10 protein-coding genes and 2 pseudogenes are annotated in these 14,841 nt (G+C 64.2%); 7 read left to right on the top strand and 5 right to left on the bottom strand.

Annotated features, from left to right (window positions below):
* Positions 1 to 14 precede the first annotated feature (14 nt).
* Positions 15 to 1,124 carry a hypothetical protein gene (locus tag ACFVVK_RS03610; RefSeq protein WP_390263560.1) on the top strand — a complete coding sequence of 370 codons (1,110 nt, stop codon included), beginning with the start codon at positions 15 to 17 and terminating at the stop codon, positions 1,122 to 1,124.
* A gap of 59 nt (positions 1,125 to 1,183) precedes the next feature.
* Here ACFVVK_RS03610 and ACFVVK_RS03615 read toward each other — a convergent pair whose 3' ends face one another.
* Entirely contained in the window at positions 1,184 to 2,356 is a 1,173-nt protein-coding gene (locus tag ACFVVK_RS03615) for a low temperature requirement protein A (RefSeq protein ID WP_390263563.1), read from the bottom strand.
* 305 nt (positions 2,357 to 2,661) lie between these two features.
* Between ACFVVK_RS03615 and ACFVVK_RS03620 the strand changes: the two genes are divergently transcribed.
* From ACFVVK_RS03620 to ACFVVK_RS03630, 3 genes are all read left to right on the top strand, one after another.
* Positions 2,662 to 5,244, top strand: a complete 2,583-nt coding sequence (locus tag ACFVVK_RS03620; RefSeq protein WP_390263566.1) for an ATP-dependent Clp protease ATP-binding subunit — start codon at positions 2,662 to 2,664, stop codon at positions 5,242 to 5,244.
* A 256-nt stretch (positions 5,245 to 5,500) separates the two neighbouring features.
* Positions 5,501 to 6,523, top strand: a complete 1,023-nt coding sequence (locus tag ACFVVK_RS03625) for an LLM class flavin-dependent oxidoreductase (RefSeq protein WP_390263611.1) — start codon at positions 5,501 to 5,503, stop codon at positions 6,521 to 6,523.
* A gap of 92 nt (positions 6,524 to 6,615) precedes the next feature.
* Positions 6,616 to 7,308 carry a hypothetical protein gene (locus ACFVVK_RS03630; RefSeq protein ID WP_390263569.1) on the top strand — a complete coding sequence of 231 codons (693 nt, stop codon included), beginning with the start codon at positions 6,616 to 6,618 and terminating at the stop codon, positions 7,306 to 7,308.
* Positions 7,309 to 7,836: 528 nt separating this feature from the next.
* On the opposite strand, the gene ACFVVK_RS03635 is transcribed toward ACFVVK_RS03630, so the two are convergent.
* From ACFVVK_RS03635 to ACFVVK_RS03645, 3 genes and pseudogenes are all read right to left on the bottom strand, one after another.
* Positions 7,837 to 8,055: a hypothetical protein gene (locus ACFVVK_RS03635; protein ID WP_390263572.1), complete on the bottom strand. Its 219-nt coding sequence runs from the start codon at positions 8,053 to 8,055 to the stop codon at positions 7,837 to 7,839.
* A 260-nt stretch (positions 8,056 to 8,315) separates the two neighbouring features.
* The gene (locus ACFVVK_RS03640; RefSeq protein WP_390263574.1) at positions 8,316 to 8,948 is read right to left on the bottom strand and encodes a flavin reductase family protein; all 633 of its coding nucleotides are present in this window, start codon (positions 8,946 to 8,948) and stop codon (positions 8,316 to 8,318) included.
* A 107-nt stretch (positions 8,949 to 9,055) separates the two neighbouring features.
* Positions 9,056 to 9,544, bottom strand: a pseudogene (locus tag ACFVVK_RS03645) (aldehyde dehydrogenase family protein); the annotation flags it as partial.
* Positions 9,545 to 10,040: 496 nt separating this feature from the next.
* Here ACFVVK_RS03645 and ACFVVK_RS03650 point away from each other — a divergent pair.
* The 3 genes from ACFVVK_RS03650 to ACFVVK_RS03660 all read left to right on the top strand — a co-directional run bounded on the left by ACFVVK_RS03650 (position 10,041) and on the right by ACFVVK_RS03660 (position 12,997).
* Complete coding sequence (locus ACFVVK_RS03650) at positions 10,041 to 11,189, top strand: glutathione-independent formaldehyde dehydrogenase (RefSeq protein ID WP_390263576.1); 1,149 nt, start codon at positions 10,041 to 10,043, stop codon at positions 11,187 to 11,189.
* 61 nt (positions 11,190 to 11,250) lie between these two features.
* On the top strand, positions 11,251 to 12,399 hold the full coding sequence (locus ACFVVK_RS03655) for a zinc-dependent alcohol dehydrogenase (protein ID WP_390263579.1): 1,149 nt from the start codon (positions 11,251 to 11,253) through the stop codon (positions 12,397 to 12,399).
* Positions 12,400 to 12,412: 13 nt separating this feature from the next.
* Positions 12,413 to 12,997 carry a hypothetical protein gene (locus tag ACFVVK_RS03660; RefSeq protein ID WP_390263581.1) on the top strand — a complete coding sequence of 195 codons (585 nt, stop codon included), beginning with the start codon at positions 12,413 to 12,415 and terminating at the stop codon, positions 12,995 to 12,997.
* Positions 12,998 to 14,655: 1,658 nt separating this feature from the next.
* Here ACFVVK_RS03660 and ACFVVK_RS03665 read toward each other — a convergent pair.
* Positions 14,656 to 14,841 (bottom strand): annotated as a pseudogene (locus ACFVVK_RS03665) (sugar phosphate isomerase/epimerase); the annotation flags it as partial.

A 14,841-nucleotide genomic window follows, 5' to 3' on the forward strand; every position in this document is an offset into this window, starting at 1 on the left:
CTAGGAGGCCGGGCGTGCCAGAAAGTTCGGGCGACGTGTACCCTTCCAGTGCCCGCACGTTGGGCGTGCTCGCAGAGCCGGAGGTCACCGCCGAGTTTGCCGAGCGTAACGGCCGCGAAGTGGGCCATCTGCTCAACCACGCCGATGAGCGCCACAACTGGTCCGTGGTGATCGAGTACCAGGACTTTACGGCTGGCAATGGGTTGGCGCCGATGTTGGACTCCCTGGCGAAACACCGGATCCGCAGAGCATGGGATGTCATGGTCTGCCTGACCGATCTTCCGATTCGTCTCGAGGGCCGGACTGTGGTCGCGGAAGTTGCGCTCGGGGAGCCGATCTCCCTGGTTTCTTTGCCCGCGCTCGGCGCCGTCAACATCGACCGCCGGGTCCGCACTGCCGTCACCGACCTCGGCTGGGCGATGCACCGCCATTTCGATCCGGAGGATGAGTCCGGGGAATTCGGTCCGCCCTCGCTGCACCAGTCGCGGCATATTGAGACCGCTGTTCTTGACGAAGGGCCGATTGGGTTCCGCTACGTCTCAGCAACCCGCCTCGGGCGGGGACGGTTGCTGGCGGGCATGCTGCGGGCGAACCGTCCTTGGCGGCTGGTCTTCGGATTGAGAAGCGCTATGGCTGCCGCCATTGCCACAGGCGCCTTCGCGCTTGTCACAAACACGATCTGGCAACTCGCAGACCTGCTGGGGGCGCCGAGGTTGATTTTGCTGATGGTCCTTTCGATCAGTTCGATGGTGTTCTGGATCATCACGCAACACGATCTGTGGGAAAGCCCCCGGCGCAACGATCCCCTCGAACGATACAAGGCTTCCTTGTACAACACCTCTACTGTGTGGTCATTGATGATCGGCGTCGTGATCAGCTACTTCCTGCTATTCGTGGCCGTGCTGCTGGCCGCCGCGTTCACCATCGACGGTGTCTTATTGGCGCAGACTCTGCAACATCCAGTGACCGTTTGGGACTTTGCGGAAGTCGCTTGGATGACGACATCGGCGGCGCTCATCGGCGGCGCGTTGGGCTCGGGATTCGAATCAAAGGACGACATTCTTCGGGCGGCGTACGGCCAACGGGAACGTCATCGCCGCCAGTCGGTCAACGAAGGCGAATAATCAGGCCTGTGCCGGAGGCGGCCCGGCCGCTGCTGGTGACAGACACCTTCCCTGGCAGCCTAAAAACCACCAGCGGGACCCTGTTTCGCGCGCCTGCGGCGGTGCGCGGCGTCGGAAACTGCTACGCCTATGAGGGGAAGAACGGCCCCCATGGCGGCCACGAAGGCCGGTAGGAGAGAGCTCATGCCTGCCAGAACCGCCAGGGCTCCGATGCCGGCGAGATCGGGTGGTCGGCGGCGGCCCAGCACGCGTCGAATAAACACGCCCCGGGCGGCAAGGAAAAGAGCTGGTCCACCATACAGAAACAGAACGGTGGCCAGGCCAGGGCGGGCGCCCGGCTCGCTGATCACGAGCTGATCACCGATCGCCACCAAGATCAGGCCCGCCAGTAACACGAGCAAGGTATTGCCCGCCAAAATACCGGGCCGGAACTGATCATCTAGTGAAGCTAGCTTTGCCAAAGTCTCACGCTCAAGGCCGTGGAAGTAGCACCACCAGATCGCGACGCTTCCAGCTAAACTTACGGTCCCGGTCAAAAGTATCAAGGGGTCCTCCAGGTTGCCCGCTATGGCCAGGCCGGTTGAAATGATCGTTTCGCCGAGTGCGATCAGGTAGAACAATGCGAACCGCTCAAAGATCCTCTCTCCCGGGAGAGGGACCTGGCTGCCTTCGGTTTTCCGGCCGGGCAACCGGTGCGCCAACATATGGCCACCCAGATCGATCGCGGCAGCGACACCCCAGAACACCAACCGGGGCCCGGGGTCGAAGAAGACGCCGGCAACCCAAAATGGCCCACTCATACACCCCCAGATCAGCGTGCGCACGAAATGGCTGTGGGTGGTCCGGTCGAGTCCGACAGTAAGCATCCACGCACCTCGGCCAAGCTGGACCAACAGATAGCTCGCAGCAAAGAGCCAGCCGAAGGCGCCGAACGCTGAGCCGATTGAGGCGTTCATGAACAGGGAAACAAGCATGACGATCAGCAGCATCCACTGGACCTCAAGCCGCGAAGTGTCCAGCAGCGTCGCCGACCAGGTCGTGTACACCCACACCTTATAGACAGCAAGGAGCAGCACAAATGTCTCACCGGCCGCCACCCACGAAGGATGCTCCAACAAATGATGGGAGAGTTGCGATAGGGCGAAAACAAAGACCAGATCGAAGAACAGCTCGAGGCGCGAAACCTCGCGTCCGGAAGCCGCGGAACGCATCAGCGACCTGGCACGGATCATCTGTATCCTCCACTGGGCTTCATGAGCGGACGGAGGCCCCCTGTTGTGGAAAGGCTGACAACGGTCAGCAGAGAAGTCAAGGGCGGGCGTCGGCTCTGATGGGCCGTGGCCGGCCAGGCGCCTGGCTGGCGGCCAGTCCTGCACGGCATCTGCTCCCGGAACACAGTTGCACGCTGAGCATGGGCGGTCTCCAGGCGCCCCGGCGCCTGGCTCCCCCCGGATCCGGACCCTGGCCGCTGGACCCGGGAATAAATCCGTTTTTCCAACGTTGAGTCAAGTACACTCAACTCTCTTAGGAAGGTTTCATGGCTGCATTTATTGGGCCGGCCGAGTCCGGCCACGGCTCGTTCGACGAATTTCTTGCCCGTTACCTGCAGGGCCAGCAAGCGGCCCGCTTCGGGCACCCGATGGACATCACCCGGCTGCTGAGCCGGCGCACCCATGATGTGCTCGCGCGTGCGGCGCAGTTCGCCGCAGAGCACGGTCACATCCATGTGGACGCGCTGCACATCCTGCGTGTCTTGGTCGAGCAGGAACCGGCCACCGACTATATCCGCCGCGCAGGCGCGGAGCCTGCTGCCATCGCCACGGCGGCCGAGGAGCGTCTCCCCGAGCAGGCAAACGCCCGGGCGGAAACGACGCTGGCCCTAACGCCGTCAGCGCAGCGCGCCCTACTCGACGCCTACCAGGTTGCCCGGGCGTTCGGCTCAACCTACATCGATCCTGAACACGTGTTCTTCGCGCTCGTCGTCAATCAGGAGGCCCCGGCCGGGCAGGTGCTCGCAGCGGCCGGTGTGACGCCGGAATCCCTGCAGTCCGGTCCGCGCGCGCAGTCGGCATCGCCGGGGCCCACGCCGACCGGCGCGGAGCCCGGACGGCCGCAGGCAGTTGCCGCCGGGTCTGACACCCCGACCTTGGACACCTACGGCAGCGACCTCACGGCACGTGCCCGCGAAGGCGGCCTGGACCCGGTAATCGGCCGTAGTGCCGAGATCGAGCAGGCCATCGAGATCCTGGCCCGGCGCACCAAGAACAACCCCGTCCTAGTTGGGGAAGCCGGCGTGGGCAAGACCGCGATCATCGAAGGGCTGGCGCAGGCGATCATCGCAGGCGCCGTGCCCGAACAGCTGCGCGACAAGCGCGTCATTGCCCTGGATCTGCCGGCTATGTTGGCCGGAACACGGTACCGCGGTGACTTCGAGGAGCGTCTGACCAAGGCGATGGACGAGGTCGGTTCACACGCCGGGGAAATCATCCTGTTCATCGACGAACTTCACACGGTCGTCGGAGCCGGCGGCGCGGGGGAAGGCGGCATGGACGCAGGAAACATCCTGAAGCCGCGTCTGGCCCGTGGTGAACTTCACCTCGTCGGCGCCACCACCCTGAACGAATACCGCAAGGTGGAGAAGGACGCGGCACTGGAACGCCGCTTCCAGCCCGTACAGGTCGGTGAACCGAGCATAGAGGACGCCGTACAGATCCTCGACGGCCTGCGCGGACGGTACGAGGAACACCACGGCATCCGCTACACCGACGAGGCGATCCGCGCCGCCGTCGAACTCTCCGCACGCTACGTGACGGACCGTTTCCTGCCCGACAAGGCCATCGACCTCATCGACCAGGCGGGTGCGCGGCTGAGCCTCAAACTTGGCTCACAGACCGACGTGGCTGTCCTTCGCGAGCAGCTCGCAACCCTGGAAAAGTCCAAGAACGGTGCCGTGGCCGCTGAGCGCTATGAAGAGGCCTCGCGGCTGCGGGATGAGATCGACGCAGTGAACGGGAAGCTCTCCGCTGCGATTTCCAGTGCACCTGCGGCGTCCGACGGCGCCGAGGCCGTTGTCGGTGAAGCGGAGATCGCCGGGATTATCTCCCGGTCCACGGGCATCCCGGCCAGCCGGCTCACCGAAGACGACCGGGAACGCCTGGCCAGGCTCGAGGAGGAACTGCATCAGCGGATCGTCGGGCAGGATGACGCTGTGACGCTGATCGCAAAGGCCGTCCGCCGTAGCCGCACCGGCATGGGGGATGCGGGCAGGCCTGTTGGCAGCTTCCTGTTCCTCGGCCCCACAGGGGTGGGCAAGACAGAACTCGCCAAGGCGCTGGCCGGGTCGTTGTTCGGGGACGAGAATGCAATGGTGCGCTACGACATGAGCGAGTTCGGCGAACGGCACACCGTAAGCCGGCTGGTCGGAGCCCCTCCCGGCTACGTCGGCTACGGCGAAGCCGGGCAGTTGACCGAACGCGTCCGGCGTAACCCGTACTCCGTGGTATTGCTCGATGAAGTGGAGAAGGCCCACCCGGATGTGTTCAACCTGCTGCTCCAGGTGCTCGACGACGGGCGGTTGACCGACGGACAGGGCCGGACAGTGGACTTCCGCAACACTGTGATCATCATGACGTCCAACCTCGGCTCGGAGTTCCTGGCCAGCAAGGGCGGCGCGGTGGGCTTTATATCCAAGGCCGACGAGGGCAACGGCTTCGGCTCAGAGAAGGCGCTGCGGGACCGGGTGCTGGGCCGGCTGCGCGAGACGATGCGGCCGGAGTTCCTCAACCGCATCGACGAGATCGTCCTGTTCCGCAAGCTTGACCAGGCGCAGCTGCGCCGCATCGTTCGGCTGATGCTGAACCAGACGGAAGCCCGCCTACAGTCCCAGGGCATCGCCCTCGAGGTCAGCGAAGCGGCCGTCGACTGGATCGCCGAACGCGGCTACGAGCCCGAATACGGCGCCCGGCCGATGCGCCGCGTGATCCAGCGCGAGCTGGACGACCGGATCGCGGATCTGTTCGTGGCGTCGGACCTCCGGTCCGGCGGCCAGGTGGCCGTCTCGGTCGACGCGCAGTCGCTCGTCGTCGAGGCCCGTCATGAGGCGACGCCGCTGGCGGCGTAAGCGACCTCCGGATCCGCCCGCGGGTGGACCGGACCACGGCCGGGTACACAGGGGCGCCCTGTGTACCCGGCCGAAGCTGTCTGGCGAGCCCCTCCCGGTTCGCTGTGCCACGTCGCCAGCCTTTTCCAGGACGCGCCGTGGCGCGGGCTGTTCTGTCCTGTGCAACGAAACCCGGACGCGGCCTGTGCCGCGGGCGGGGTGCGAGGCCGCGGTCCGGCGGGGAATAGGAACCGCCGCCACCATGTTGGCTCCCGTTATGAAGAACATCGGATTCCTGTCCTTCGGCCATTGGACCGACCACCCAGAGTCCGGCACGCGCAACGCGGCGGACGCGCTGTTGCAGGCAATCGACCTCGCGGTCGCGGCCGAGGAGCTGGGGGCGGATGGGGCCTACTTCCGCGTCCACCACTTCGCGCGGCAATACGCCTCCCCGTTTCCCTTGCTCGCAGCGATCGGGGCACGGACCAGCCGCATCGAGATCGGTACCGGCGTGATCGACATGCGCTACGAGAACCCGCTCTATACGGCGGAGGACGCCGGCGCGGCCGACCTGATCTCGGGCGGCCGACTGCAGCTGGGCATCAGCAGGGGCTCACCCGAGCAGGTCATCGACGGGTGGCGCCACTTCGGCTTCGCCCCCGCCGAAGGAGAGTCGGACTCCGACATGGGCCGCCGGCACACCGAGCGCCTGCTCGAAGTGCTCACGGGCCAGGGCTTCGCAGCGCCGAACCCGCGCCCAATGTTCCCAAACCCTCCGGGCATGCTGCGCGTGGAGCCGTATTCGGAGGGCCTGCGGGAGCGCATCTGGTGGGGTTCCGGCTCGAACGCGACGGCGATCTGGGCGGCGAAGCTCGGCATGAACCTACAGAGCTCCACGCTCAAGGACGACGAGAGCGGCAAGCCGTTCCACATCCAGCAGGCGGAGCAGATCGAGCTCTACCGGCAGGCATGGAAGGAGGCGGGGCACGAGCGGAAGCCGCGCGTTTCGGTCAGTCGCAGCATCTTCGCGCTGACAGACGAGCGCGACTGGCAATACTTCGGCCGCGACCGCCGCAGTTCCGACCAGGTGGGCAACATCGACGAGAAAACGCGCGCCATCTTTGGCCGGTCCTACGCTGGTGCCCCGGACGAGCTGGCCGTGAAGCTGGCCGAGGACGAGGCCATAGCCGCGGCAGACACCCTGCTGCTCACGGTCCCGAACCAGCTCGGTGTCGACTACAACGCCCACGTCATCGACTCGATCCTGACGCACGTGGCGCCGCAACTCGGCTGGCGCTGACCCCTCGAGGCAGTCCAGTCCCCCGGCAGGACAGATGTGTCCATTTTCGGTGGCGGCAAACAAGGGACCAGCACCGGCAGTATCCTTAGTCCATGCCACAAGCTGACAGCCTAGAAGTCGCCGCTGAGCACCGGTGGCCGGCCGTCATCGGGCTGTTGATCGCGCTGGGCTTGTACGCCGCGCTGCCGAGTGCCTTCCTGCCGGGGCTGCGGTACACGGTCGTCGCCATTGGCGTTGTGATGCTGATCCCTTTGTTGGTCCTGAATCCTCGGCGGCTCCAAAAGGAAACCCGGTGGTCAAAGAAACTGGCTGTGGCCCAGGCGCTGCTCTTGGTAGTGGCGAACACGGTGGCCCTGGTACAGCTGATCATCCTGCTCACCACCTCGGGCAACATGGACGGCCGCACCATTCTGTTGGCTTCCCTGCAAATCTGGGTCACGAACATCATCGCGTTCGGTTTGCTCTTCTGGGAACTGGACCGCGGAGGTCCGGTCACGCGCTGGCATGCACAACGTAAAGACATGCCGGCTGCCGACTTCCGGTTCCCGCAGGATGAGGACGATGATGCGATCGACGAGGTAGCGGCAAGGTCCTCTCGGCAGACCGGGTGGGTGGCATCGTTCATCGACTACGCGTTCTTCTCATTGTCCAATTCCATGGCCTTCAGCCCCACGGACACCATGCCACTCTCAGCCCGGGCAAAAGCCCTGATGGGCCTGGAGGCCGCCGGAGGCTTCATCCTCCTTGCCCTGGTCATCGCCCGGGCCGTATCCCTCCTCAGCTGAGTCCCAGACGTTGAACTGATCGCTCGTCGGCAATCTGCGACAATCCTGACGAGCTGGCCGGTGGACCGGGCTGCTCAGGTGGTAAGGCCGACCAGTTCGTTGTAGTCCGCGGACAGCTGGGATGTGAACTCTTCCCACTCACTGGGCGTCAGCGCCTCGCGTAACGTCATCATCACCTGCCCATTGACGTAACGAACTACTTATTAGTTGGTGCCAGATTTGCTTTGACTGGAACCGCTGAAAATCCGCCTAGGTCGTCATTTACGAAGACGGGACTGCCCCGGCTTTTGTTTGACTCGGGGTCTTAGGCCGCTGCGAGCGCGGTCCCGTCCTTATTGCCACTAAAGCCGATCCTCGTGCACGCCCGCCATCCCACCCACCCGGTTCTGCGCAGACGGGGTCACGGCGTCGATCCCCCAACGCCTAGTGCTGAAAGGCGGTATAACTGGTACTAAATCAAGGCGCGTTGACAGATGAGGACCCCCAAAAGCCGGGAATCAGCGGATGTCACTCCAATGCCCGCGTGTATCAGGCTTCTTGTTGCGAAATACGGCGGATGGGCAGGGCTTCGAAGTCAACGAGCTTTCGGACTCCGCTGCCAGCGTCAAGGATCCAGAACATTCCCATGGACGGTACTGTCTGCAGCACCTTGCCATAGTTGTACCGTCGACCGTCGTGCCAGGCTTCAATTACATCGCCCGAGGCCAGCTCCCCCAGATCCCGCACGATGCCTTGTTCTTCCGTCATGGCCCCTCCTTCGTTACTTCGCAGTGGGACCGAACCCCCACCTCTTCAGACTAGGGGCCGGAGTTTGCGCCTGCGTTTCCGCAGGATGACGTCTTCCGAACAAACGGGGCGCCCGTAGGGCTGGCCCTGTTGCTCTGGGCGGTCGCAATGATCGGCATCGTGCCGCTCCTCGCCTGGCTCATCTTCGTCCGACTAGGCCTCGGCTGACCCACAAGCCCCGTTGCAGGGTGCCCGGGACCATACAGGCACCCCGCAACGGCTCAGTCCTCCGAGTGGTCCTTCCGACGGAAATCCCCAGGCCAATCAGCCCTGCGGATCCGCTTTAGTTCGCGCACCGACCCCGTAGTGCCCCACTCATCAAGCCCTAAACGTGCCAGCGGTTCCAGCAGATCGACGCGCGGGTGGCTGCCATCCAGAACGTCCGAATCAACCACGGCATGGGTGACCTCCCCGAAGACCAGAACGCAGTCCCCGATCGGCAACGTACCGTGCAACCGGCACTCCAGGGCCACCGGCGACTCTCCTACCCGGGGCACCCCCACGGTGCGACTTGTTTCCCGCGTCAAGCCGGCCGCATCGAACTCACTCACGTCCGGGGGAAAGTTCGTGCCCGTCGCGTTCACCTCGGCCATCAGCCCGGCAGGCGCCAGGTTCACCACAAACTCTCCCCGCGAGCGAATATTGCGTAGCGAATCCTTCTCTCCCACAGAGGTGAACTGGATGATCGGCGGATCCACTGATGCAACGGTAAAGAACGAATGCGGAGCAAGATTGTCCACGCCCTCCGCCGACCTGCTCGAGACCCAGGCAATCGGACGGGGAACAACAACGGCCGTCAACAGCCGGTAAAAATCCCGCGATGACAGTTCGCCGGGATCAAAATCTTTTCGCATGACTCCAGCCTACGCAGGCAACATGGCGGCGAAGGCGCTCAGAGAGGGCCTTCGGTTCCGAGAGCATTCGCTATCCATCACCGGCCAGCCAGCCCAGCCCGTGGTCTTTAGGGCTTGCCGGGGCTGCGCCTGCCATAGCCGGCGTAGGGGTCGGCGATGCCGATGTACTGGGTGTAGAGGTATTCCTCGATGCCCTCGAGCCCGCCTTCGCGGCCGAGGCCGGACTGCTTGACCCCGCCGAAGGGTGCGGCCGCGTTGGAGACCACACCGGCGTTCAGGCCCAGCATGCCGGTCTCGAGCCGTTCGCCCATCCGGATGCCCCGGTTGAGGTCCTTCGTGAAGACGTAGGCCACCAGCCCGTACTCGGTATTGTTCGCCAGCCGCACGGCCTCGTCCTCGGTGCCGAAGGTGATGATCGGGGCGACCGGGCCGAAGATTTCCTCAGACAGGATCCGGGTGCCCTCGGCGACGCCCTTGAGGATGGTCGGCTGGTAGAAGTAGCCGGGCCCGTCCACCGGGGCGCCACCGGCCACGGCCACGGCACCGGCGGAGACGGCGTCGCTGACGAGCTCGTGGACCTTGTCCCTCTTCTGTGCTCGATTCGGTATTAGTACAGCTGAGGTCAGCATCGGCGGATGTCCCAGGCACGCCGTGACGCGGGCAGGGAATGTCCAGGATCGGGCTGGCTGGACACCGTTCTTGCCGACACTGTCTCGGTTTTAGGCGAGATCGCGTTCCTGCGTGACGCCGTAGGGAACCTCTGCGCTCAGAGTTACGGTGAACGAGGTCGGTCCGGCCTGCCCGTCCCCGCCGTTTTTTTGGCAGCATTCACACAAACCCTCGACATCCTCAGTAAGGGTGCTTAGCATTAAGGCTCGGTAGCTACCTATTTCGCGAAGGAGCTGGCCAGCCGGGTTTTCCGGGGCAGCCAGCCGCCTTAAATCCTCGGGCCTCCCGCCCATTTCGGGTGGACTCAGCGGTCCTGTACATTTCCCACTCCCTCGAGAGCTCACGCACGCGTATATGGGTGACGTGCGCCCTGTACGACACACGTGCGCGGCCTGAGGGTGGACACAGGAAGAGAGCGGAACAATGAAGGCAGTAGTTTACAAAGGACCCAACGAAGTCAGTGTCGAGGAGATCCCCGACGCCAAAATTGAACATCCCGCCGACGTGCTGGTGCGGATCACTACGACTAACATCTGCGGCTCGGACCTGCACATGTACGAAGGCCGCACCAGCTTCGAACCCGGCCGCTCCTTCGGGCACGAAAACCTTGGTGAGGTGGTGGAGGTCGGCCCGGCGGTGAGCAAGGTAAAAGTGGGCGAGCGTGTCGTGCTGCCGTTCAACATCGCCTGCGGATTCTGTAAGAACTGCGAACGCGGCTTCACGAACTACTGCCTGACCATGCAGCCCGAGCCCAAGCTCGCCGGCGCCGCCTACGGGTTCGCGGACATGGGCCCGTACCAGGGCGGGCAGGCCGAGTACCTGCGCGTGCCCTACGGGGACTTCAACTGCCTGCGCCTGGGCGAGGACGCGGTGGAGAAAGAACTCGACTACGTCATGGTCGCCGACATCTTCCCGACGGGCTGGCATGCCACCGAGATGGCCGGGGTCTACCCGGGCGACTCCGTCGTCATCTACGGTGCAGGACCCGTCGGGCTCATGGCCGCCTACTCGGCCATCATCAAAGGCGCCGGCAAGGTCATGGTGGTGGACCGCCAAACTGACCGCCTGAAGCTGGCAGAACAGATCGGTGCCATTCCCGTGAATGATTCGGAAGTGGATCCTGTCGAATTCGTCAAGGACCAGACCATGGGATTCGGCGCGGACCGGGGCTGCGAATGCGTGGGCTACCAGGCGCACGATCCCGGCGGAAACGAACATCCCAACATGACCCTGAACCGGCTCGTGGACTCCGTGCGGTTCGTCGGCGGCCTGGGCGTGGTCGGTGTCTTCCTGCCCCAGGACCCCGGAGGCCCCGACAAACTCGCCCAGCAGGGCCAAGTGGCCTTCGACTACGGAAACTACTGGTTCAAAGGACAGACGATGGGCTCGGGCCAGTGCCCGGTCAAGAAATACAACCGGGCCCTGCGCGACCTCATTGCCGGCGGAAAGGCCAGCCCCTCCTTCATCGTCAGCCACGAGCTGCCGCTGGATCAGGCCCCCGAGGGCTACAGGAACTTCGACAGCCGCGAAGACGGCTGGACAAAAGTCGTCCTCCACCCGGCCGGGGCATGAGAGAGCCCGGAGAGGAGAAATTTTCGATGTCGAAACGAGCCAATTCCAGGATGTGGCGCTGATGCGAGCAATGGTTTACCGCGGCCCGTACAAAGTACGGGTCGAAGAAAAGGACATTCCGAAGATCGAGCACCCGAACGATGCCATCGTACGGGTCAGCAAGGGTGCGATCTGCGGGTCCGACTTGCACCTTTATCACGGCATGATGCCGGATACGCGGGTGGGGATGACGTTCGGGCACGAGTTCGTGGGCACCGTCCACGAGGTGGGTTCGTCGGTACAGAACCTCGCGGCCGGCGACCGGGTGATGGTGCCGTTCAACGTCTACTGCGGCTCCTGCTACTTCTGCGCCCGTGGCCTGTACTCCAATTGTCACAACGTCAACCCCAATGCGACGGCGGTGGGCGGCATTTACGGCTACTCCCACACGTGCGGGGGTTACGACGGCGGGCAGGCGGAATTCGTGCGCGTTCCCTTTGCGGACGTCGGGCCGTCGAAGATTCCGGACTGGATGGACGAGGAGGACGCGGTGCTGCTTACCGACGCCTGCCCCACCGGCTACTTCGGCGCCCAGCTCGGAGACATTGCGGAAGGCGACACTGTGGTGGTGTTCGGCGCAGGGCCGGTGGGACTCTTCGCCGCCAAGTCCGCCTGGCTGATGGGGGCAGGGCGCGTGATCGTGGTCGACCACCTGGAGTACCGGCTGGAGAAGGCCCGCACCTTTGCGCATGCCGAGACGTTCAATTTTACGGAGTACCAGGACATCGTGGTGCACCTGAAGAAGGAAACCGACTACCTGGGTGCCGACGTCGTCATTGACGCCGTCGGGGCCGAAGCGGACGGCAACTTCCTCCAGCACGTCACAAGCAGCAAGTTCAAACTGCAGGGTGGCTCCCCCATCGCTCTCAACTGGGCAATCGACTCCGTCCGCAAGGGCGGCACCGTGTCCGTGGTGGGCGCCTACGGCCCAATCTTCAGCGCCGTGAAGTTTGGTGACGCCATGAACAAGGGCCTGACCCTGCGGATGAACCAGTGCCCGGTCAAACGGCAGTGGCCGCGGCTGTTCGAGCACATCCGCAACGGCTACCTCAAGCCCAGCGACATCGTTACCCACCGGATTCCGCTGGAACACATCGCCGAGGGCTACCACATCTTCTCCGCCAAACTGGACAACATCATTAAGCCGCTCGTTGTCGCAGGTCAGTCCTGAAGGGAAGCGCACCATGTCTGAGACAGCCACCCCTTACATCGCCGGCAAACGCACCCTGAAGAAGTCCGCGGAAGACCTGCGGGCACAGATCCCGGGATGGGGCGCTGACCTCAACCCGGCCGACCGACCCTCCTACCCCCGCGAGCAACCCGGGATCGAGACCGGCGCGCACTGGGACTTCCCGGAACGCCAGCCGGAGAAATGGCCCCGGGAACGGTCCGTGGAGCACGCCTTCCTCACCCCCGTTTTCGGCACTTCCACCCCTCCTGCCGGGGTGTCGGGCGCTATCCGGAAGTACGCCTACAAGTACAGCGAGGGCCGGGCCGCGCACTGGCTGCTGCTCATCGGCGCCGACCGTGTCGACGCCTGGGAACACCATCTGAAGTCCTTTGCCACCCTCCGGCCCGACAACCCCATCACCCAAACCGGGGTGCTCAGTGAATTCCGCCGGGGCGGTCTCCGCTCACGGTTCGGGCAAAAGCGCGCCGACGTCAACCACCAGTGGATGGACCCGATCATCGTCGGTGCCCCCTGGGCACTGGCGGGACTGGGGGCTGTCGCCGCATTCAGGGCCCTCCGGAAGCACCGCACAGCCTGACAACAGTTCCGCCAGGGTGGCGGACTAATGGTGTCACCAGCAGCGCGCAATGCTGGTGACACCCGCACGCCATCCTGGGCGGAGCTCCGCGACAAGGATGATGGAGACCTCGACCAGGACTGGGTTTAGAAAAAACGGCAGGGAAGTCTGCAGACCTACGTTGCGCTGAATCCCGAGGAGAAAAAGGGTGCCATAAAAGTTCACCTCTGCCCTTTGCGGTATGGGTTCCGAGGACGTCGACACTGCCTTGGCACGGCTTCGGGACCACGCTGGTCAGCACTTATAGGAGATTGTAATCGGGCTGACCGAACTTCCGTTTCCTGACGGGGAGGACGGCCGCTACGTGCTGGCCGAGACTGACCCGCGACAACGCACAGCTGTGCTGTCGCGGCCGGCGCTGGGCGGGTTCGGTATGCGGGCGCCTGCGGCATGGAGTGCGCGCACTGATCAGCGGCGTGGCAAGGGACACGGAGGCCACGCACTGCGAGCCACTGCCGCACTTCACCAGTCGTTGGCGCCTGCTCGTAGGAATGGTGCTTGTGAACCATCCGTGGCTCTTGGTGCCCGGGCTCAAGTCCGCGCTCGTGGCGGCGCTGACAACAGGAGCGGTGGCCACCATCAATTCCACGGTTTGGCTGCTCGCCGGCTCCCTGTCGCCGTGGCGCCTAACAGTGGTGACGATCGCCTCTATTGCACTCGTTGTTGCATGGCTTGTGATCGACGGCGAACTGTGGGACCGCCCCGACGACGGTTCTGTGGGCGCCAAGGAAAGGTCCCGCCTACAACACCTCAACACTGATAACTCTGACCATCGGGATAGTCATTTGCTACCTGGCGCTCCACGTAGTCAACCTGGCCTGGGCGCTGTTCGCCCTCGACCCGGCCGTTATGGGTCGCTACCTCCACGTATCGCTCGGCTATGGCGACCTGTTCGTCCTGGCCTGGTTTGTCGCGTCGGCGGCGACCGTCGGCGGTGCCCTTGGCACCGGTCTGGAGTCGGAGGAAGCAACCCGCGCAGCCGCGTACTCTAAAGGGAGGAGGAGCGCCGCAACCGCCTCGCACACCAGTGAACCCAGACTGGATGCGAGGTTGGCAACCGGACCCATCACCGCCGTGGTCCCTGCGCGTCACACGTCCTTTGGCGGCTGGCCCTTCGGAGGAGCGGCGCGAGTGGAGCTGTTGCGTACAACGAGTGTCCCCTGGACGATCCGATGTAGAGCTCAAAGTGCCTGCTAGCTAGCTATGACCTGTTACCACCGGCGTCGTTTGTGACTTGAACTCGTTGAGCGTCTCCGCCCGATGTTCCCGGAATACACCAAGCCCGGTTTGGCCAATTCTAGGACGGGTCCTAGTGGGCTCCGACCGCGTTGACACGCTCAGACTTCCCTCATGGAACCGACGACGCTTTGCCCCAAGTGCTTCCATGCGCAACCTCGTACGGGATCTTGCTCGCAGCCTGATCAGCCGACTTCGATCCGGCGAGGGCGAAACGCTCCCCGATGAAAGCGTCGGCGGCCGAGGAATCCACCTCCGGCGCGCCCGCCCTGTGGGCGCGCCCACTCTTTTCGCACCCATAAATCCCCTAAACGCCGCAGACGCCAGAGCGCCCCCGCACTGTCGAGCGAGCGACTGGTGCGGGGGCGTTTCAGTAACCGTTCCTACTCCTTGCTGCTGAAGGCGGCGTCGAAGCTGGTCTGGGAGGCCGGGAAGTCGTACTTTTTGAGGTTGGCGAGGGCTTCGGGGGCGCCATGGAGCCGGTCCATGCCGGCGTCTTCCCATTCGATGCTGATGGGGCCGTCGTAGCCGATCGCGGCGAGGGCGCGGAAGGAGGATTCCCAGGGAAC

Origin of the sequence: Arthrobacter sp. NPDC058192 (assembly GCF_042883665.1) — a bacterium.
In the GTDB taxonomy this organism is placed as follows: Bacteria; Actinomycetota; Actinomycetes; order Actinomycetales; family Micrococcaceae; genus Arthrobacter.